19 protein-coding genes and 1 pseudogene are annotated in these 19,359 nt (G+C 41.8%); 6 read left to right on the top strand and 14 right to left on the bottom strand.

Annotated elements, in window-relative coordinates; genetic code table 11:
• Positions 1–80: 80 nt before the first annotated feature.
• Both FR7_RS06915 and FR7_RS06910 read right to left on the bottom strand, forming a co-directional pair.
• Entirely contained in the window at positions 81–1,256 is a 1,176-nt protein-coding gene (locus FR7_RS06915; protein WP_007931016.1) for an MFS transporter, read from the bottom strand.
• A gap of 172 nt (positions 1,257–1,428) precedes the next feature.
• A complete protein-coding gene (locus tag FR7_RS06910) occupies positions 1,429–1,764 on the bottom strand; it encodes an ArsR/SmtB family transcription factor (protein WP_007931020.1) in 336 nt (111 codons plus the stop codon).
• A 208-nt stretch (positions 1,765–1,972) separates the two neighbouring features.
• Between FR7_RS06910 and FR7_RS06905 the strand changes: the two genes are divergently transcribed.
• Entirely contained in the window at positions 1,973–3,685 is a 1,713-nt protein-coding gene (locus tag FR7_RS06905) for a SulP family inorganic anion transporter (RefSeq protein WP_007931021.1), read from the top strand.
• A 144-nt stretch (positions 3,686–3,829) separates the two neighbouring features.
• Here FR7_RS06905 and FR7_RS06900 read toward each other — a convergent pair whose 3' ends face one another.
• From FR7_RS06900 to FR7_RS06875, 8 genes and pseudogenes are all read right to left on the bottom strand, one after another.
• A complete protein-coding gene (locus FR7_RS06900; protein ID WP_237714773.1) occupies positions 3,830–4,237 on the bottom strand; it encodes a TonB family protein in 408 nt (135 codons plus the stop codon).
• A 281-nt stretch (positions 4,238–4,518) separates the two neighbouring features.
• Positions 4,519–5,367, bottom strand: a pseudogene (gene dapA, locus FR7_RS06895) (4-hydroxy-tetrahydrodipicolinate synthase).
• Between the two features lie 110 nt (positions 5,368–5,477).
• Positions 5,478–5,765 (bottom strand): PTS sugar transporter subunit IIB, encoded by a 288-nt coding sequence (locus FR7_RS06890; protein WP_007931025.1) that lies wholly within the window; start codon positions 5,763–5,765, stop codon positions 5,478–5,480.
• 16 nt (positions 5,766–5,781) lie between these two features.
• Positions 5,782–6,225, bottom strand: coding sequence for a PTS sugar transporter subunit IIA (locus FR7_RS06885; RefSeq protein WP_007931026.1), 444 nt, complete (start codon positions 6,223–6,225; stop codon positions 5,782–5,784).
• A gap of 68 nt (positions 6,226–6,293) precedes the next feature.
• Positions 6,294–6,416, bottom strand: coding sequence for a hypothetical protein (locus FR7_RS24415; protein WP_017531307.1), 123 nt, complete (start codon positions 6,414–6,416; stop codon positions 6,294–6,296).
• A 453-nt stretch (positions 6,417–6,869) separates the two neighbouring features.
• Positions 6,870–6,944 carry a putative holin-like toxin gene (locus FR7_RS24610; RefSeq protein ID WP_369794452.1) on the bottom strand — a complete coding sequence of 25 codons (75 nt, stop codon included), beginning with the start codon at positions 6,942–6,944 and terminating at the stop codon, positions 6,870–6,872.
• Positions 6,945–7,307: 363 nt separating this feature from the next.
• Complete coding sequence (locus FR7_RS06880) at positions 7,308–8,600, bottom strand: PepSY-associated TM helix domain-containing protein (RefSeq protein ID WP_007931027.1); 1,293 nt, start codon at positions 8,598–8,600, stop codon at positions 7,308–7,310.
• A 409-nt stretch (positions 8,601–9,009) separates the two neighbouring features.
• The gene (locus FR7_RS06875; RefSeq protein ID WP_237769509.1) at positions 9,010–9,726 is read right to left on the bottom strand and encodes a helix-turn-helix domain-containing protein; all 717 of its coding nucleotides are present in this window, start codon (positions 9,724–9,726) and stop codon (positions 9,010–9,012) included.
• Between the two features lie 214 nt (positions 9,727–9,940).
• Here FR7_RS06875 and FR7_RS06870 point away from each other — a divergent pair, with 214 nt between their 5' ends.
• Positions 9,941–10,756 carry an ABC transporter permease gene (locus tag FR7_RS06870; RefSeq protein ID WP_007931029.1) on the top strand — a complete coding sequence of 272 codons (816 nt, stop codon included), beginning with the start codon at positions 9,941–9,943 and terminating at the stop codon, positions 10,754–10,756.
• Between the two features lie 78 nt (positions 10,757–10,834).
• Here FR7_RS06870 and FR7_RS06865 read toward each other — a convergent pair whose 3' ends face one another.
• Entirely contained in the window at positions 10,835–11,821 is a 987-nt protein-coding gene (locus FR7_RS06865; RefSeq protein ID WP_007931030.1) for a helix-turn-helix domain-containing protein, read from the bottom strand.
• A gap of 398 nt (positions 11,822–12,219) precedes the next feature.
• Between FR7_RS06865 and FR7_RS06860 the strand changes: the two genes are divergently transcribed.
• From FR7_RS06860 to FR7_RS06845, 4 genes are all read left to right on the top strand, one after another.
• Positions 12,220–14,418 (top strand): TonB-dependent receptor, encoded by a 2,199-nt coding sequence (locus tag FR7_RS06860; RefSeq protein WP_007931031.1) that lies wholly within the window; start codon positions 12,220–12,222, stop codon positions 14,416–14,418.
• Positions 14,419–14,796: 378 nt separating this feature from the next.
• Positions 14,797–16,521 (top strand): ABC transporter ATP-binding protein, encoded by a 1,725-nt coding sequence (locus tag FR7_RS06855; RefSeq protein WP_007931032.1) that lies wholly within the window; start codon positions 14,797–14,799, stop codon positions 16,519–16,521.
• Positions 16,522–16,699: 178 nt separating this feature from the next.
• The gene (locus tag FR7_RS06850; protein WP_007931034.1) at positions 16,700–17,005 is read left to right on the top strand and encodes a type II toxin-antitoxin system Phd/YefM family antitoxin; all 306 of its coding nucleotides are present in this window, start codon (positions 16,700–16,702) and stop codon (positions 17,003–17,005) included.
• Complete coding sequence (locus FR7_RS06845; protein WP_007931035.1) at positions 16,974–17,318, top strand: type II toxin-antitoxin system RelE/ParE family toxin; 345 nt, start codon at positions 16,974–16,976, stop codon at positions 17,316–17,318. The genes FR7_RS06850 and FR7_RS06845 overlap by 32 nt, the downstream gene beginning before the upstream one ends.
• 74 nt (positions 17,319–17,392) lie before the next feature.
• Here the strand turns inward: FR7_RS06845 and FR7_RS06840 are convergent, their stop codons facing one another.
• The 3 genes from FR7_RS06840 to FR7_RS06830 form a co-directional block, all read right to left on the bottom strand.
• Entirely contained in the window at positions 17,393–18,259 is an 867-nt protein-coding gene (locus FR7_RS06840) for an inverse autotransporter beta domain-containing protein (RefSeq protein ID WP_007931036.1), read from the bottom strand.
• A 285-nt stretch (positions 18,260–18,544) separates the two neighbouring features.
• Entirely contained in the window at positions 18,545–18,796 is a 252-nt protein-coding gene (locus FR7_RS06835) for a type II toxin-antitoxin system RelE/ParE family toxin (RefSeq protein WP_007931037.1), read from the bottom strand.
• 47 nt (positions 18,797–18,843) lie between these two features.
• Positions 18,844–19,161 carry a type II toxin-antitoxin system Phd/YefM family antitoxin gene (locus tag FR7_RS06830; RefSeq protein WP_007931039.1) on the bottom strand — a complete coding sequence of 106 codons (318 nt, stop codon included), beginning with the start codon at positions 19,159–19,161 and terminating at the stop codon, positions 18,844–18,846.
• Between the last annotated feature and the right edge of the window lie 198 nt (positions 19,162–19,359).

Here is a 19,359-nt window from a genome sequence, read left to right as displayed (position 1 = left end):
CTCGCACTTATTCTAATTTTCCCGTAGTATGAAAGCTTTATGTATTTTAATTTAAGGATTCATTCCATAATACATTATCATCAATTATCACTAATCTTGTCATCACTTCTAACCAATATTGAATAAAAATAGTAGGTACATATTGCCAATAGTAACGCTGTCGCTGAAAATAAAACGAAATATCCCAGATGCTCAGCTACACCGCCCAATATGGCGGCAGAAAGAGCCGTTCCAATATCACCAGCTGCAATCATAATACCTAGAGCAGTACCTCGATTCGTTTGCTGGATTCGCTCTACTAAAAGTAAAACCAAGGTGGGATAAACAACACCAAATCCTAGCCCAAACAGAAGTCCTGAAAGAACCAGTATCATAGGCGAAATAGTAATCAATAGCAATACGATACCGAGCAACATTGTAATACTCGCATATAGTGTCGCATTTAAGAGCCCTAAGATATGACCTATCTTTTGTACAAAAACACGGGAAAAAATCACGGATATGGCAAAAGCAATAAAGAAAAGAGAGTAAAAATCAACACCCTTATCAATGGAAGCAAGTGGGATAAAGGTTAGAGCTGCACTAAAAGCAAAACTTGCTGCAAACTGAGAAAGAGTCGTCGCACAAACAACATTGGATTTCAGTACATCCATAAATGGTGCTCGAACAACATTTCTCGCAGCTAGCTGAATTGGCTGAGAGCGCCACTTCATCACATTAAAAGCAATCCCAATTAGAATAACACTAATACCAACAAGTGCATAGAATCCAAAATTATCAAAAGCTACCTGAGCCATGCTCATGCTAAGACCAAGACCACACATGGTAGTTAACGTATACATGGCAATCGAGTTGGAATTACTTTCCCCTGATCCGATACTGCTGGCAAAGGTAACTGCTCCTGTACCATAAAAGGCCTGCCCAATACCGTAAAGGAATCGTAAAACAAAAAAGCCCAAAAAACTTGTCGCCCACCAGTAACCAACAGTTGATAAAATAAGTACAATTTGTCCAAGGAGAATCACTGGGCGACTGCCTTTAGTATCCACTTGAAAGCCGATCCACGGCCTTATAATGAGAGAACTCATTGCCGTAGCGCCCATAATAATCCCAATTTGCGTCTCACTGAATCCGCTATTGTGTAAAAAAACTGGTAATACAGGAACCAATAAGGAAGTACCAAGAATGGTATTGAAATGAGAAATTGCAATACTTTGAAATTGTTGGTTCTTAAAAATCTGAAATGAATTAGCCATGAATAACCCCTTTTAGTCAACGTGATATCTTATATGAAATAAAACGAAGGATAGCCCCCTCTTTACTATGAAATATTCAATCCCGCAAAGTAAAGTACTTTGCAGGATTCTTTCTTGCCTCGCTTCCTATTATACAACGAACTTACCCCTTATTACGTACTAATTTTAAACGTTAAGGCTTTGATTCCATCTGAAGACGATCAAACTTACTGATGGTATTAACCAGATGATTATTAAAAATTTGACGTGCTATCACCAGCAGCTCTTGAATCATGGGATCTTGCAGTGAATACGATACTCGTGTTCCATCTTTGCGGGTTTTAACAATGTTTTTATTGCGAAGAATCGCTAATTGCTGGGAAATAACGGCCCCTCCAACACCACATAGTGACTGCAGCTCATTGACGTTCTTATCGCCATCACATAGGATCTCTAAAATATTAATTCGCAATGGGTGAGATAATGCTTTAAAAAAATCAGCCTTAAACTCTTGGATTTCTCTATTCATACTGTCTACTCCTTCTGCACCAAAACCTCTTTTGTCCACACTTCATAATGATAACTTTATAATTCATATTCAAAGATAACTATATAGTATTAATTGAATATATGATACTATGTATCTATCTATATTTCAATATAATAATGTTTCACATTTTTTGCATAGAGGTGTATAATAATGAGCATATTGTTTTTCGGACTGAAAGGGGATTTACATGACACGCGCTATTAGAATACCACTAAAACGTTATTTTACTAGATTTTTTAAGAAAGATTTATTAGCAGGTCTGACAGTAGGTGTGATTTCTCTGCCCTTAGCCATGGCCTTCGCAATTGCTTCTGGCGCAAATCCTGAAAATGGTATTTATACCACAATTATTGCAGCTTGCCTAGTCGCTCTATTTGGTGGAAGCAGATATCAAGTTGCTGGTCCTACCGGTGCTTTTATTCCTATCTTGCTTTCCATTGTACTCACCTACGGATTTGAGAACCTTCTGATTGCTGGATTCTTATCCGGAATCATACTGGTTGTCATGGGACTTTTAGATATGGGATCTCTGATTAAATTCATTCCCCGCTCTGTTACCATTGGTTTTACAGCCGGTATTGCTGTCAACATTTTTGCCGGCCAGATTTCTAACTTCTTTGGTTTAACTGGCCTTGAACGTCATGAAAGCTTTTTATCTAATATGCAGGAAATCATAACCCACTTCGATACGATTAATCCTTATAGTACATTAACTGCAGTCATTTGCCTAGCAGTGATTCTCATAACACCTCGATTTCTACCAAAAGTGCCTGGTTCTCTCGTTGGACTCATCCTATCGACAATGACCGCAACTTTATTCTTTCCAAACGATGTAATTACTATCGCTTCTGCTTTCGGTGGAATCCCCAGCGATTTACCTCATATGCAATTTCCTGACATTACACTCGAAAAAGTACAGCTGCTGCTTCAGCCAGCTCTTACAATAGCTATATTAGGTGCCATTGAGTCTTTACTATCTGCCGTTGTAGCCGATGGTCTGACAGGTACACAGCATAACAGCAATCGTGAATTACTAGGACAAGGTATCGCCAATATAGTAATTCCCTTATTTGGGGGAATCCCGGCTACAGGTGCCATTGCCCGTACGGCAACCAATATTAAATCTGGCGCGGCAACACGATACTCTGTTATAATTTCCGCCATCTTCGTACTCCTTACGATGCTCGCTCTTGCGCCCTATGCAGGTCTTATTCCACTAGCAAGCATGGCTCCTGTTTTAATGGTTGTTTCTTATAATATGAGTCAGCATCAAGCCTTTATTAGTATCGCAAAAGTCAAATCCTTAAGCACCGGAGTCTTACTTATTACCTTCTTCCTTACCGTATTTGCAAACTTAACGGTAGCTGTGGAAATTGGTTTATTACTTACGATGATGCTGTTCATCAAACGAATGAGTGAAATCATGGTCGTAACACAAGTTATACCCGATCACGAGAACCATTTAATTGATATCGCAGACCAAAATGCACTTCATACCTATGATTGTTCCCAAATTAGCATTTTTAGCATTGAAGGCCCTTTATTCTTTGGGGCAGCGCAAATGTTTTCAGAAAGCATCATGAGTACAATTCACTATGATCCTAAAATTATTATATTACGCATGAGCCGAGTTCCAATTATGGACATTACGGGAGAAAACCATTTACGCATGATCGTAGAAAATATCCAGAAAAAGGGCATCACCGTCTTGATTTCTGGTTTAAATGAACAACCGGAGAAAAAAATGAAAAAAACTGGTCTTTATGATCAGATTGGACAAGACCGTTTCTTTCCTCACACCAATCATGCAATCGCCTATGCACTAGAGCAGATTAATAAAAACCATTGCAACACCTGTCAAAAAATAAATGGAAATGAATGCGTGTTAGATAGAAAATAATGAAAATGGAATGAAACCTCTTACAAACATGGATACTTTGTAAGAGGTTTCATTCCATTTCACACCTATTTAAAGTTCAATACATATTGCCTTGCTTATATGTATCTTACAATCATTCATCCTCTGTAGTACAGTACGGAAAAACTATTCTGCAATCGGCTGGGCTTCACCATTTGCCTGTTCTTCCGGTATAATTTTTTCTACCTTAACATGCAAGGGAATAATAATAGAAGACGAAATTGCCGTAGTATCACTATAGGCAGGACTGAACACTGACTTTTGGATTGATTCAATCACTGCAGTATCAAAGGCAGCATCTCCAGAACTAGTAATGATCTTCACCTCGCCATCTACCGTTCCATTCACAGATATCGTTGCCTTAACCTTCACAGATACTGTTTGCTCTGCGTATTTTTCCTTCACATCCTGAGGCAAAGAAATCGCCGCCAACGTAATAATCTGGGGAGGTGTCACTTGAGGTTTGTCTTTAGCGAAAGCAGTTACTGACATTCCTGTTGTCAATAATAACATGAGTACTACAATAAATTGCATTTTTTTCACACGAATACACCCTCTTTACCTTTTTTATCTATTTTGAAATCAGAACACTCGTCCTGCTCCATGCCAGTCCAAAAGCTTATCAGCCCGCCCTAGTTAAAACCGTCTCTATTTAGCCTTCTTTATCATTATAGAGACAATGAAAATCATTGTCAATTAAAGTCTTCGAATATCTTGGTATTTGTTTCAAAGCCAATAGTCGTCTTAGAAACAAATAAAAAATACAGTTAGAACCGTTTAAATCGATTCTAACTGTATTTTTGCACCAGCGCATTTTATAAACCGTAATATGTCAGCATTTCCTTTATTTTCGGCATTGTTTCCGCCTTTGGTTCTCTAACTGGAAACCGGCATAAGCCAACAGGCATATTGGATAATACCAAAGATTTTTTTAGTACAGAGGGAACCGTCGCCAATTTCAAGACACTGCGCAGCATTTCAATCTGCTGCTGTGCTTGTTCTGCTTCTTCCAACCGGCTATTCATAAAGTTTTCATAGATGGCAACATCATTCTTCGTCAAAAGATTGGCTGTTGCTGCAATAGCCCCTTTGGCACCAATTTTAAGTGCTTTTAAAATCAAGGAATCCGAGCCGGAAAGCACCGCAAACTTTTGATTTTTTGTTGCCTTTATATAGCCTTCTATATTGTCAATATTACCACTGCTGTCTTTAATACCGATAATGTTGTCAACTTTTGCTAATTCGGCAACGGTTTCAACGGCAATATTAATTCCTGTATTTTTAGGAATGTTGTATAAAATAATCGGAATCGTTACGGCTGCAGCAACCGCTTTATAATGATAAAGCAGTTCTTCCTGGGATGGCACTAAAATATGGGGTGATGACTGACAATGCGTCGGCACCAATTTGTTCCATTTTTTTAGATAAAGCAATCACTTCCGCAGTGCTATTCCCGCCGGTGCCAACATAAACCGGAACTCTTTTACCCACTTCCTCAATAACACATTTGGCAAAGTCTACTTTTTCTTGATTGTTTAGCAGATGAAATTCACCATTTGTCCCAAGAATAAAAATCCCATAAACACCTCAGCAATTAATTTGTTAACCAATTGTTTTGTCGCCTGAAAATCAATTGCTTGATTTTCATCAAAAGGAGTGACCATCGCCACATAAGACTGGTGTTTTTATTGGGTTATGCTGGACTTAAACTCCTATGTCACACTAACATAGGAGCATCAGATCCAAAATTGACATCCATTACATCTTGTTCTTTTTATTTGGCTTCAGCAAGAAAAGCATTTAATTTCGTCAGAATTTCGACTTTGTTCATAATATTGTCAATACCAATAATTTTCTGCGGCAATTTCTTTGATTCCAATTCTTTGGCAACATCGCTCAAGGTAACAATCAAAGCTCCATTAAAACCTGCAACTGCATCCAGCGAACCATGTTCAATCTTGATGGGAAGCTTATTCTCACTAATCACCTGTTTGAGTTTGATATTTAGCATCAAACTTGATCCTACACCTGCACGGCAAGCAACTAACCCTTTAAATTCCATTTTGTATACCCCTTTTTTATAAATTTTTAATATACTGCATTACCTCTGACGCATCTTTCGCTTGATCCAGGAACTCGTAAAATTTTTTGTGTTCCAACAATCCCGTCAAATCTGCCAAAGTATTGATATGACTTTCATTATCTAGAGCACTCAAACAAAATAAATATTTCACCGGATCATTTTCTTTATTTCCAAATACAACCGGCTCTTTTAATGTTGCAATACCGATAGCACTTTCAATTGCTCCGGCCTCCGGCCTGGCATGAGGTAAGGCAACATGCTTCGTTAGAACGAAATAAGGCCCCCCCTCTTTAGCCGTCTTTATAATCGTCTCAATGTACGATGACTTTATCTTGCCATTTTGCAACAAGGCATCAGCTGCTTGACGGACTGCATCTTCCCAATCTTTCGCATCAATATTCAAACGAATCAGCTTCTCACTGGTCAAATCCTTTAACATCTACCCTAGCCCCTTTTCCTACTATTCTCCAAGTTTTTCTATCAACACTTCAAATTTGGCATTTTTAATCAATGGCGAATCGTCCTTGAGCTTACACCAATTAAAGCAGCCATACTCGCACTATCAAGTACTTTTTTTTCAATATCAAACAGTTCCAGTATTTTTAAAATCCTTTTGCTCTGAATATCCAATACCTTACACCTCGCTTGCTACAATTTGATTATAACAGCACCTCAACGCTCCACCTAGACATTAAACTTCCACAGCTTGTGGAAGTACAACCTAAAGCCTGCATATTCACTTAGTCGAAGGCACTTGACTCATTGGAAAATGAAATGCAGCCAGTTTAACGTTTTTCAACTCATACTTTTAATAAGTTAGAAAGAACCATTACCGTCCTTTTTACGCCATAATTAACTGCCCAGTCAATAATATCCCAGGAGATGTCAAAGTGACTGCAAGTAAATGGATCCTGAAAGAAAGATTTTTCCTAAACGATTGTATATTTTTATTTCAATGGGTATAATATAAGAAAAGGACTGACGTGCTCGAAACACGCCAGCCCCACAGGATGTCTAACCGGAAACGGTTAGCCCAAAAGAGTTAGTTACAATAAGTAACCGCTTACCTTTGGCTAGGAGCGGTTACTTGCCTTTTATGACTAAAACTACTAAAGTAGCAAACATAATCATCACAACTAAGGACTCATATGTAGTCATTAAGCATCACCCCCTTATTACGGGAGTGCCAACCGCTCCGTATACAACCTGTACAATTATTATAGCATAATCTACCAGATGAAAAGATCAGAAATTTTGCCTATAAGAAAGAAGTACACGTCTAAAAAATAAAACCTTTTGAACCGCGAAGACGCGAAGAATATGAAGAACACGAAGGATTATCTATAATACCCCTTCGCGTCCTTCGCATTTCATCACTGTTTTTTGGCTTTCTCTGTGTCCTCTGTGGATCTTTGCGCCCTCTGTGTTTAACGTTCTTCTCCGACTCATACTTTTTATAAAAAAGAACTATTACCGCATCCTTTTATCATAAGGTACAGTAAGTTTTTTTTTTGCCCGTAATTAACTGCGCAGCCAGTAATATGCGGTGAGTACAAGGGGTATTGCCAGAGCAACAGCCGATATGGCACTCCATTCCTTTCCAGCCAGAGGCGCGATAATTCCGAACAACGTAATCACTATAATGACCACTGGCAGCAGCCAAATTTGCCTGGACGACTGCCGTACTGGAGGAATCGCTTTCGCCTGCTGCTTATTCGCCCCATTGCTTTTGTTCGACCTGAATTTGACAAACCAGGCATAAATGCCAGTGATGATCATAATGCAGGTCAAGGCATCCGTAATAAACCATAAGATTTTCAGCGGTAAGGTGTCATGATTGCTAAAGTGAATTGGATTAGCCATAGAAAGCGTCTGGATATACCAAGGCTGCTGAATGACGGCAGTAACCTTTCCCGTAGACGCATCAACCCAGACAGGCTTATTGAAGTGTGCAGCCAAACCTTCCCCCTGTGTGCGAACTGTATAATGCCAGCGCATTTTTCCGTCTTCCTGGGGCAATTCAATCCCCGTTATTCTGCGGTCAGGCAAAGCGGCTTGGGCCGTTTTGATTGCCTCATCAATAGAAATACGCTGGACAGAAAAAGGCTTGTCTTGATACTCAATCAAGAATTCTTTGCGTATACTTTCATTCCAAGCATTATGAATCGGACCTGCAAATATAAAAACAAAGCCGCTTACACTTAATAATACTGTCCAGGAAAGTGTGGCAATCCCCAGTAATTTATGCCAGTCCATCCAATAGATGCGCCGATGGGAAGAACGAATCGTCCCAAAGGAGATGTTTTTCATAAAGGGTGCATACAGCCAGATGCCTGAGATTAAAGCTACAACGCTCAATCCGCACATTCCTCCGAACAAGTTCCTGCCGAATGACCCGAGATACATATCAACATGCATCCGATAGGCAAATTCCATGAATTTCGGAATCACCTCATACCTCACTTGTTCATTAGACCGTTTTATGAATCGGGCTGTGTTCAAATCTAGACGAATATACTCATAGCCCTTATCTTGAGACCGCAAGGAAAAGCCGTTAATATGCTTTTCATGATCCAGATAGACAGCACGCAGATTGTAGTCGGGGTAACCTTCCAGCACTGCTTCCGCCTGCTTGCCCACAGATAGCTTTGTCACATCCGCTAAGGATGCTTCTGAAGCCGTAGGTACACTAACCTGATTAAACGCCGTTATTTCCCGGCCAAAAATCAGGGGTAAGGCGCTTGCACACATACTAAACAGAAAAAGTGCACAGATCAAACTCGCCCATTTGTGGATTTTATACCAATATTTCATTGTTTAGAAAATCTCCTCCTGCCTACATTACCAGAACGACCCTATGTAAATGGTTCAGCGTATTGCGGCGTAAATTTTGCAGCAGCTGGATACGATTTTTTTCTCAAGCAATCGTCATGCAGAAAGCATTCAATAATAATTATCATTATCATCAAATGCTTAAAAATTTTTCCATCCACAGCCCTTTTCAATTATGCAGCATGCTAAATCAGCTGAAAGTTGACAACTTTTAATTAGTATAACATTCATTCTTCAAGTATTCCAGCCCAGTATAAACGACTCCAACCAAACCTGTCCCCCTTTACAAAAGCAAGATAACCAGCAGTATTACTACGGTAACGCAAATATTGTCGTGATATAAAAGAGCATAAATATATCATTTCGGAGTATTTATAATACCTTTCCAACATCAAAATAAGGATTTTTTAAACTCACGGGGCGTCATTCCATAGGTTTTCTTAAACACCATCGCAAACTTTCCGGCACTTTCATAGCCCACCGCGGCGGCAATCTCCTGCATCGTCATGCTGTGTGACATTAAGCGTGCAGCCTGCATCCGCGCTTCACCGCGCAGGGCGTACTTTAACTGCTCAAATACCACCACTAGATCCGGTGTATTATAGTGCTGACTTTGCCAGTGCAAAGCCTCCTCAAGCTGAAAGGGCCCATCAATCAAATCCCCCCGTACATGGGCTGCAAGAAAGTCATCACATACCAGCACACTTGTCCACCAAACCGGCTCATCAGCACCAATAACCAGCTTAACCGTCTGTCCCCGGTGAACCAGTATATGGATGCCCCGCCTCAGCCGCCTGGCTTTTTTCCCTGGTTCAATCACGGTAATATTGCCCCGTTCTACGGAACAAATCCACACGCCCATTGGCACAACCCCATAGCTGTACGTTACTACTTCCTTCACCATAAAGCGAGCATAACTGGCCACCAAGCCTGGTGACGGATGAGTATCCAAAAGGTAACCTCCGCTGCGGTCACTTGTATAATAGTCGTTATAAGCCGGCGGCAGGCAATAAATATGTGCATCGCCGTCACGGGTTTCTTTGCATCCCAAATGCTTCGCCAGTCCACTACTGCCTAACCTGTATTCATTGGTTTCCACAATCATCATCCTTCCACAAGAGGCGCAGACTGCCTACGTCGATCTGCCAATTACTTTTTTATTATAACATGATAAAATCGTCAATTGTCTCAATAAATTGCCTTGTTATACTGAGACAATCCGGATTGAGAACAATTATTACTATTAACACCGAAGACATCACTTTTTTGTATTATAGATAGTTCTCACCATGGTGTTAGTCTTACTGGGCGTCGGATATTATATGACAGCAAGAATCAGCGGAGAGGAAATACAATATAAAACGATGGGCGCTTCCCGGGGCAGCATCCGTTCTGTCATACAGGCAACAGGGTTGCTTGAGCCGCTGGACAAGTCGATACGAATTAATAACGTACCCTTTACTGTTGTCGGAATGTTTGCCTCCAAGGGGCAAAATACCAAGGGCAATAACCAGGATGATTTTGTGCTGGTACCTGTAACTGCAACCCAAAGCAGGCTGGTTCGCTGGAATACGCCGGGGCGTATCGACATGATCTTCATTAAAGGCGTTTCGATGAACTCCTTGCAGTTTATTCAGCATGAGACAGAGTCATTGCTGCGTGAGCGGCATAAGATAAAAGCCGGAGAAGCTGATGACTTTGCAGTAAGAAATATAAGCCAGTTCCTGGAGGCGCGGCGCAAGACAACAACCATCATGTCCATGCTGCTTGGCTCTATCGCCTTTATATCTCTTGTAGTGGGCGGGATCGGCATTATGAATATCATGCTGGTATCTGTATCAGAGCGTACTCGGGAGATCGGAATCCGGATGGCTGTCGGTGCCAAAGCGAAAGAAATTCGACTGCAGTTTTTGCTGGAGGCATTTGTCTTGTCCATGCTTGGCGGTATGTTAGGGATTCTGCTGGGAGTATTAACAGGATATATGCTGGCTTCCTTTACCGAAGCCCCGCCGCTATTTACTGCTACATCCATTATTCTGGCATTTGTCTTCTCGGCAACTGTTGGAATCGGCTTTGGCTATTACCCTGCGTATAAGGCTTCTTGTTTACATCCGATTGATGCGTTGAAATATGAGTAATTGTTTTTGATAAAAAAAGGCAGCACCATTCCCTCGGGAAAGGTGCTGCCTTTTTCGCGTCGATACATCTTGCTGCTACTATAAATTAAAGGATTTCCTAAATTGGCTGGGAGTGAAGCCATGGACTTTTTTAAAGGCGGCGGTAAACTTACCATGGCTTTCATAACCCACCGTTTCGGCAATATTTTTTATACTAAGCTCATCGTTCCACAGCAGGCGCATGGCATATTTCATTTTTTCCCCTCGTACATAGTCAGCGATGGTCATTCCATACCACCGTTTAAAACAACGATAAAGTTTGGGCACGCTCATTTCTGCCAGAATCGCCAGTTTGTCAAGTTTAGGTGGTGCAAGGATATTCCGATCCAGTTCCGCTTTGACCAACCAAACGTACTTCCGGTTTTGATAACTCAGGTGATTTTTACGCTCGCCCTTCAGATATTTCTTCCAACCTATCTCATGCTCCTGATTACGCTGAATGATGGAAAGAAGCTCAATTGCTTTACCCTCATAATAAACCAAAGAGATTTGGGCATTTATAACGGCACATTTCAATTGGTCAAAAATCAACATAATCTCCGGAGTATCATACTGGAGTGGGCTCCAGGCCAAAGCATCTTTCGCGGTAAAGAGCTGTTCCTGAGGCCGATCTTTGAAGTACGCGGCAATAAAATGATCACATATCGTAATACTGGTGTAAACCTGCCGGTTAGGAGCGGTAAAGGTTACCTTGACAGGCTGGCCCTGATGAACAAGGAGATGCATGCCCGGCTGTAACTGCCGAGCCTTTTTGCCTTTTTCAGTAATGGTTAGGTTGCCGGAGTCGAAAGAACATAACCACAGGCAATTGTCTGGAAAGGTGTAGATTCTAGTAATTGTCTCAGTTGGTTTAAAATAAGCTCTGGTTAGAACCAGCCCTGACGCAGGATGAATATCAACAAGCCAGTTATTGTCAGCTTCTGGCTCCCGTTTATATAGAATGCCATTTCTATAATTATTCTTTTTAGCGCCTAATTGCACTGCCAGTCCCTCGCTTCCCAGCAGGTCATCATTCTGTGTATTCATATTATCATCCTTTCTTTAGAGGGAAAGTGAATTGATCTTTTTCATTTGTTGCTTTCAGGATAACATGCATTACATCTGATAACAAATACAAAATTAGTCCATATTGATATAAGCATGGTCCTTTTTTATAAAATTGCGGTCTAAATAAACATTGGACACCCCTGATAATCATTATCGCCACAAGCTGATTGATGGCAGGTTCTATACCTCCTCTCCCTTCCTCTGGCAGTGATTGACGAAGAAAGATTCACCTTGCTATAATGAGCCACAAGCTGCTTGAATTCCATAGTTAAGAAAGGTGGTTAATTAATTACATCGCTGAACAGAATGAATTGCAAAAGATAGTGATAATGATTATTTTTATCGATATATGCACGATATAAGGGAGTCGAGAAAAAATGAATAAAAGAGTTTCCCCTGCCATCCGCGGCTTGCTTTACGCTTTAATTGGCAGCAGCCTGTTCTGGCATATGCCAGTAATTGTCTATGCTGCCGGAGAAGATACAGAAAAACCGGATGCTGAGCAAGCATCGGTGACAGAAACCGCTGATAACCAACGTGAATTTACACTGGAAGGTCTGGAAGTGACGGCAGATCGCGACCGAAGAACAGGCTTGCCGCCTGCTTATGCTGGTGGTAAGATAGCACGCGGCAGCCAGGTGGGCCTGCTTGGCAATAAAGACTTTTTGGATACCCCCTTTGCTATCACCAGCTATACCACCGAGCTGATGGAAGACCAGCAGGCGAAAAACCTCACCGATGTACTGACCAATGACCCATCGGTACGCTCCAATGCCTATGCTTCTTATTATGGGATGTGGACGATCCGCGGCTTTCCCGTATTAAACGAGGATGTTGGCTTTAACGGCTTATATGGCATTGCTCCTTTGTACTCTTCTGGTACGGAATTTGTCGAACGGGTTGAAGTATTAAAAGGTCCTGGTGCCCTTCTAAACGGCATGTCGCCGACGGGTGGTATCGGCGGCAGCATCAATCTTATCCCCAAACGGGCTGGCGAAGAACCGCTTACCAGACTGACGACCAGTTACAGCGGCGACAGCCAACTGGGAGGACATCTGGATATTGGACGCCGCTTCGGGGAAAATCAAGAGTTCGGTGTGAGGTTTAATGGTGTTTATCGCAATGGCGACATGCGATTTGACGGCGAATCACAAAAAACAAGTGCTGCAACGCTTGCTCTTGATTACCGGCAGGACCGTCTGCGCACTTCTCTTGATCTGGGATATCAGGAAAATGATATTGATGCTCCAAGTACGGTCATGTATTTGGCCAGTGGCGTATCTGTGCCTAAAGTGCCTAAAAATACAACCAATTTTGATTCCCCCTGGGCTTATGCTCGCAGCAAAGATACTTTTGGTGTCCTGCACAGTGAATTTGACCTGAACCAGCAATGGACAGCATTCGCCTCTGCCGGTATGCGCCGCAGCCGCACTGAATATTTATTTTCCCGAGGAACGATCAACAATGCTGCGGGCGATTTCAGCCAATATTTTTATAACTATCCCAGTAAGACGAATTCCCAGACCGAAGAACTGGGAATTCGCGGTCAATTTTCCACTGGTGCTGTCCGTCATCAATTAGTGTTGAGCGGCACCCGGCTGGAAGCTGACTTGTATCAAAATTTCAGAACAGTCAATGGTATTCCGTCAAATATCTACGACATCGTGTACGGCTCCCCCCTGGAAGCTTTAAAAGGGACACCAAAAGCATCTTCAACAATCCTTTCCAGTATTGTTCTGGCTGACACACTATCCACTCCGGATGACCGCCTGCAACTAACACTGGGAGTTCGCCGCCAGCAAGTGCAAATCGATAATGCTGCTTCCACTTGGTCAAATGCCACAAGTTATGATGAAAGCGCCACTACCCCCGCAGTGGGGTTAGTCGTGAAGGTCAGGCCTAACCTGTCCTTCTACAGCAACTATATTGAAGGTCTGCAGCAAGGCCCCACTGCGCCAAGCACTGCAGTCAATGCCGGTGAAGTTTTCGCCCCCTATAAGTCAAAACAATATGAAGCTGGCATAAAAATTGATGCTGGTACTTTTGCCACCACATTAAGTGCTTTTCAAATTAAGAAGCCCAGTGGATTGACCGATCCAGATACGCTGATCTACAGCGTGAATGGTGAGCAGCGTCATCGCGGTCTGGAACTGAGTCTGTTTGGTGAACCGGTCAAGGGAACCCGCCTGATGGGCGGTCTTATGCTGCTGGATGGTCAAATGGTCAAGACGGCCAATGATACTTATGACGGCAATGAACCCGTCGGCGTACCGCGCTGGACCGCTACGCTAGGCGCTGAATGGGACGTTCCATTCCAGCCTGGACTGACAATGACAGCCAGGGCAGTATACAATGGCTCTCAATACCTCAATAGCGCCAACACGCTTAAAGTTTCGCCCTGGACTCGCTTTGATGTCGGTGCACGCTATACTTTCAACCAGTCTGGCACACCAGTGACCATCCGGGCAACTGTAACCAATGTACTAAATAAGCGTCATTGGACAGGAACTACCGGAGGAGCCTTGGCCATTGGCGCACCACGTACCTTATTATTGTCAGCAACAGTGGATCTATAGTAGATCACAAGAAGGATTCGCTGTCTAAAGAACGGGGGGTCCTCCACATCAAAAGGCAGTACCATTCCCTTAGGAAAGGTACTGCCTTTTTCATTCACGTTTTTTATCAATCACCCTCTCACCCTCTTGAGTATGATCCCAAAATAATTTAATTATACTCTAATTTAACAAGATAAAAGCTGCATATATGGTTGCTGAAATGTGAAGAACACTCACTTGATAGGTTCCTCAGCCTGCTCTCCAACCTGCTGCACTCATCTTCCTCAGTAATTGACGCATATAAAATCAACTTGCTATAATGACCAAGGAGTCACCAGGGTGACATCTGCACGGTATCACTGATGATTCTAAAACTTGAGAGGCAGGTTTACCGTTACCATGAAAGTATGTATCCGGGTTATCCTTGGTGCCAAAAAATACTGGGGCTACCTTATTTTATCGATGATCTCTATCATAGTATTAACTCTTACGCAATTATATGCACCATGGGTGATAAAGGAATTGACGGACCTTGCGACAAAGGGCGATCCAGAAATTGCAGCCAAAGCTTCGAAAATGGGACTGAACCTGCTGGCCGCCTATGCCTTACAGGCATTATGCTCCTTTACCCGGGGATATTCGGCCCATTACGGCGCCTACCATTACCTCGCTGATCTGCGAACAGCACTTTATGATAAACTGCAGCACTTGTCCCTTAACTATTTTAATGACAAGCAAACTGGACAGCTCGTCAGTCGTATTATGAATGACGCTGCCAACGTCGAACTATTGCTTGCCCATGCAATACCTGATTTAATCATCAATGTTTTTATCTTCCTTTCCGTGGCAGCCATATTGTTTTCCATCAATGTGAAACTGGCTGCCGCCAGCTTTATTACAACTCCCTTTCTGTATTTGATCAATATCTTTTATGCCCGCGTTGTCCTGCCGAAATTCCGGTTGAACCAAAAGGCCATTGGTGACTTAAATGGCGCTTTACAGGATAATCTGTCCGGCGTAAAAGAAATACAGGTATTTAATCAGCAAGAATACGAGATTCGCAAGATCGGAATGTTGGCCCGCAGGCAATCCAATACCTTTCTAAACGCCATGCGGCTGGGAGAACTGTTCCATCCCTTTATTAGTTTTTTTAGTGCAGCTGGCACCGTCATCATCATTATCTATGGCGGTTATCTGGCATCGATAGGTGAAGTTTCTATTGCGGATATCGTGGGCTTCATCTTGTATCTCGGTTTATTTTATCAGCCAATTACCAGGCTGTCAGACGTCAACGAACAGCTGCATACTGCGATTGCCGGTTGTGAACGTGTCTTTGAAGTCATGGATGAGGAAAGCAGTATCAAGGAAAAAATAAATCCTACCCAGTTAACAAATATGAAGGGTGATATCGAGTTTCGCCATGTGACCTTTCATTATATTGAAGGCAGTCCTATTATAAAAAATTTTGATCTGAAAATCCAGTCGGGTACGACTGTTGCGCTGGTTGGTCCGACTGGCGTAGGCAAAACCACGCTGGTCAGCCTTCTCAATCGCTTTTATGATCCGGTGCAGGGCAGCATCTTAATTGATAATTGCGACCTTAAAGATGTATCCTTAAAAAGCCTGCGGGATAATGTCAGCATGGTACTGCAGGATGTATACTTATTTACTGGTACGGTGTTTGAAAACATTGCTTATAGCTGCAGAAATGCGACAAAAGAACAGATCATAACTGTCGCCCAAAAGGCACAGGCTCATGAGTTTATCATGGATCTGGAGCATGGCTATGACACCTATATTGGCGAGCGGGGCGTAAAGCTTTCCGGCGGACAAAAACAGCGGCTTGCTATTGCCAGAGCACTTCTGCGCGACGCACCCATTCTCCTGTTGGACGAAGCAACCTCGGCCCTAGACAATCAGACAGAAGCAGCGATCCAGCAGGCACTGTCCATATTGTCCGCAGGGCGCACCACCCTGATGATTGCCCACCGCCTATCAACCATTAAGAGCGCCGACCAAATCGTAGTACTGGAAGGCACAGGCGTTGCCGAGCAAGGCACCCATGAAACTCTGCTCAAGAAAAAAGGCATCTACGCCCGCCTGCATGCAGCCCAAGATATTTAGGCATTACGATTCACAAACGCCAATCACCAGCATCTCTTTGCCAGAGATGCAGTGATGGCTTTTGTGCTGCCTACGTATTTTTCTATTAAGATATAAACGTTCTTGTTTCGGAAGATTTTCTTTATATTTTCCGAAATTCAGGGTATAATAAAGAAAAATCAGTAAAGAAGGTGGAAGCATGATTAAAACGATTATCCGTCCCATTAGTGAATTGTCGAAAAGAATGGCAGATGTAGAAGCCTTTGCGATTGACCAAGATACGCCTGTCCATCTTACTAAAAATGGATCAAATCACATGGTTATCATGAGCAGCAGCCATTACGAAAAACTATCAGCAAAAATCAGCATGTATGAAAATTTGCTACGCTCCGAGGCTGAAATCCGACAAGGCAAATCTCTGCCATTGGATACAGCGATGACTGACATTGACCAGTACCTAAAGGAGCGTATACATGAACAGTCAGGACAGCAAGTATCAGGTTAATATAACTCCTAATGCCGTAGCAAATATTAAGGAAATCGTAGACTTTTATGTGGATGCCATGAACTATCCTCCGGCCGCCAAAGAATTTAGGGATGCAGTTTATGAAAAACTACAGATTATCGGTCAAAATCCATATATGTATGGTATCCCAGACAATTTACCTACTTTCGCAGAAATAGGATATCATAAGGCTCCGGTATATAAGCATCATGCGATTTTGTACCTAGTTGAACGGGAAAATATTCATATTGTATATGTCGTAGATACCCGACAGAATTTATGGTTGAATACACCAATAAAATTACTAAAGTAAGATAAATCAAAAAAAAGCCGTTTCTCTTAGCATATAGAGAAATGGCTTTCTTCCTGTCACGAATTCTTTATGAATCATTCTACATAAATATCATTTTTACGTTGGACTTTCTCTAGGGATGTTGTTGCAAAAATGGTCTTTCCATCCTCACTTCTGAAGATCTTTTTGCCTTTTTCGATCATTGCCGGTCCTTTGTGTCCAAGGGAATACAATATCTTTCCATAATGCTCCCCGCCGTTATCATCCAAATAGCCGAATTCAATATTCAGCCTCGGAGTGACTTGCAATTGTGTATAGATCTTAAAATCAACATCATCAATGGAATTATTATAATCCCACGAATACCCTTTTATGTACACTTGTGCCCATGGTGCATATGCAAACGTAGTTCCAACGGAATAATCATACCCACTCAAAGCACGCTCGTAAATTGCATTGGAAGGATCAACCATTTTTTCACCGGAAACAGTATAATACATATTGGCCTGGTATTTGTTACGTCCGTTAGCATATTCAAGACCTCCTCCAACCCGGCCATGTCCATATTTGAATCCATGATCATAAAAAGTATTCACAGTATACATTGACGTCTTATCAGCCGAAAGGATACGCCGTCCAAGGACAAAATTAGCCACTGTACCTGCACTTAAATCATTGCCCAATCTGAACTGCGTGAAATTGGTAATCTGATCGGAGGGAACCCCAATTGGCTGAATGGTTTCGATTGAATAGATTGGTGCGCCGTCTGTTTGAAAACGGAACCCAATATCCGTAAGCTGCAGCCAGGTAGGAAGATCATTTCGTTTAAACTCTTGAATCCCCTGAATAATATACGAATTTCCCACCCTGGTTAATCCATCTTCTACGCTAACCTCCTCCGCAGAGCTAATGGGCTGCAGCAATATGGATAAAAGCATCAAAATCGATATTATCTTTCTCATCTGCATCCTTCCTTTTAACTGAAACTATGCTAACAAGCCCTGTATGTATCTGGAATGATTGCCGAATTTCTTCCAAGTAATGGTTATCATTCTCGCTTTATAAGCCACCCCTTACCTCTTGATTTACAGCGAACTCCACCATAAGATTTAACTAAGACTGCCCGGAACAATTATCAAAACCGTTCCGAGCAGCCTTATTCTTTACAAAAATAGCTACTAGACAGCAAGGGACGTTCTTATTATCTTCCTAGTCAATAATTTGCAATGTCTATTTTAAAGTATTCATTAATCATCAAATAAAGTTGTCCAGTTACGACGATTATCCCAAACATGCCATATCTCCACTGTATCATTTGTCACAAAATATAATATAGAATAGTGCGCCAAAGGTAAATAACGTCTAACACCCTTTTTCTCGTATTCAGGATATTCAGACAACAGCCTGCCGAGAAAAGGGTTAGCTGTGAGCACTTCTTTTGTTTTACTTATAAGAGCTTCCCGCACATGCTGTGCTGCTTTGGGACTTTCCTTCGCCATGTGGCGAATTATGTCCCTCACTTCCTGTGCAGCCCGTTGGAGTAAACTTAACTTTCAAGTTCCCTGGGAACTGATTTCTCTCTGTCGTCATGGCGAAACTCCTCCAATATGATGTTATCAAGGTCTTTTCCTAGATCGTCAACATCTATCAGCTCACCACGACGGCTTTCAGCTTCCGCAGTTGCAAGGCGCTTCAAGAAAGCAATTTCCTCTTGCATTTTCTCATAATGATCATGACTCAAGACAACTAGATAGCTAGATCCCCCCTTCGTTATATAAACGGGAAGGTTTTTCTTTACAGCATAATCATCTATAACCGTCATATTTTTACTAAGATCAGTTAAAGGACGAATTATCGTTTTCATAACTGCTCACTCTACCTTTCGTCTAAGTCTACTACATTAATTTATAATCCTAGTAATAATATATCACAACACTTTTCTACAATCAATAAATAAAATGATTTTAATAAGATTAAAATCGTTTTATTTATTGACTAATCTACATTCATTACTTGTTGCTTTTACAGATGTCTAATTGTTACCTTGCCTTATTAATTCCCG

The organism is Pelosinus fermentans DSM 17108, assembly GCF_000271485.2.
GTDB lineage: Bacteria > Bacillota > Negativicutes > DSM-13327 > DSM-13327 > Pelosinus > Pelosinus fermentans.
The sequence above is the reverse complement of the archived record's forward strand: the minus strand, read 5'-3'. Positions and strand labels throughout refer to the sequence as shown.

Bases quoted from the DNA above. Each gene is read 5' to 3' on its own strand.
- FR7_RS06915 (WP_007931016.1), bottom strand. From the start codon at position 1,256: ATGGCTAATTCATTTCAGATTTTTAAGAACCAACAATTTCAAAGTATT.
- FR7_RS06910 (WP_007931020.1), bottom strand. From the start codon at position 1,764: ATGAATAGAGAAATCCAAGAGTTTAAGGCTGATTTTTTTAAAGCATTA.
- FR7_RS06905 (WP_007931021.1), top strand. From the start codon at position 1,973: ATGACACGCGCTATTAGAATACCACTAAAACGTTATTTTACTAGATTT.
- FR7_RS06900 (WP_237714773.1), bottom strand. From the start codon at position 4,237: ATGCAATTTATTGTAGTACTCATGTTATTATTGACAACAGGAATGTCA.
- FR7_RS06890 (WP_007931025.1), bottom strand. From the start codon at position 5,765: ATGGAATTTAAAGGGTTAGTTGCTTGCCGTGCAGGTGTAGGATCAAGT.
- FR7_RS06885 (WP_007931026.1), bottom strand. From the start codon at position 6,225: ATGTTAAAGGATTTGACCAGTGAGAAGCTGATTCGTTTGAATATTGAT.
- FR7_RS06880 (WP_007931027.1), bottom strand. From the start codon at position 8,600: ATGAAATATTGGTATAAAATCCACAAATGGGCGAGTTTGATCTGTGCA.
- FR7_RS06875 (WP_237769509.1), bottom strand. From the start codon at position 9,726: ATGATGATTGTGGAAACCAATGAATACAGGTTAGGCAGTAGTGGACTG.
- FR7_RS06870 (WP_007931029.1), top strand. From the start codon at position 9,941: ATGACAGCAAGAATCAGCGGAGAGGAAATACAATATAAAACGATGGGC.
- FR7_RS06865 (WP_007931030.1), bottom strand. From the start codon at position 11,821: ATGAATACACAGAATGATGACCTGCTGGGAAGCGAGGGACTGGCAGTG.
- FR7_RS06860 (WP_007931031.1), top strand. From the start codon at position 12,220: ATGAATAAAAGAGTTTCCCCTGCCATCCGCGGCTTGCTTTACGCTTTA.
- FR7_RS06855 (WP_007931032.1), top strand. From the start codon at position 14,797: ATGAAAGTATGTATCCGGGTTATCCTTGGTGCCAAAAAATACTGGGGC.
- FR7_RS06850 (WP_007931034.1), top strand. From the start codon at position 16,700: ATGATTAAAACGATTATCCGTCCCATTAGTGAATTGTCGAAAAGAATG.
- FR7_RS06845 (WP_007931035.1), top strand. From the start codon at position 16,974: ATGAACAGTCAGGACAGCAAGTATCAGGTTAATATAACTCCTAATGCC.
- FR7_RS06840 (WP_007931036.1), bottom strand. From the start codon at position 18,259: ATGAGAAAGATAATATCGATTTTGATGCTTTTATCCATATTGCTGCAG.
- FR7_RS06835 (WP_007931037.1), bottom strand. From the start codon at position 18,796: ATGGCGAAGGAAAGTCCCAAAGCAGCACAGCATGTGCGGGAAGCTCTT.
- FR7_RS06830 (WP_007931039.1), bottom strand. From the start codon at position 19,161: ATGAAAACGATAATTCGTCCTTTAACTGATCTTAGTAAAAATATGACG.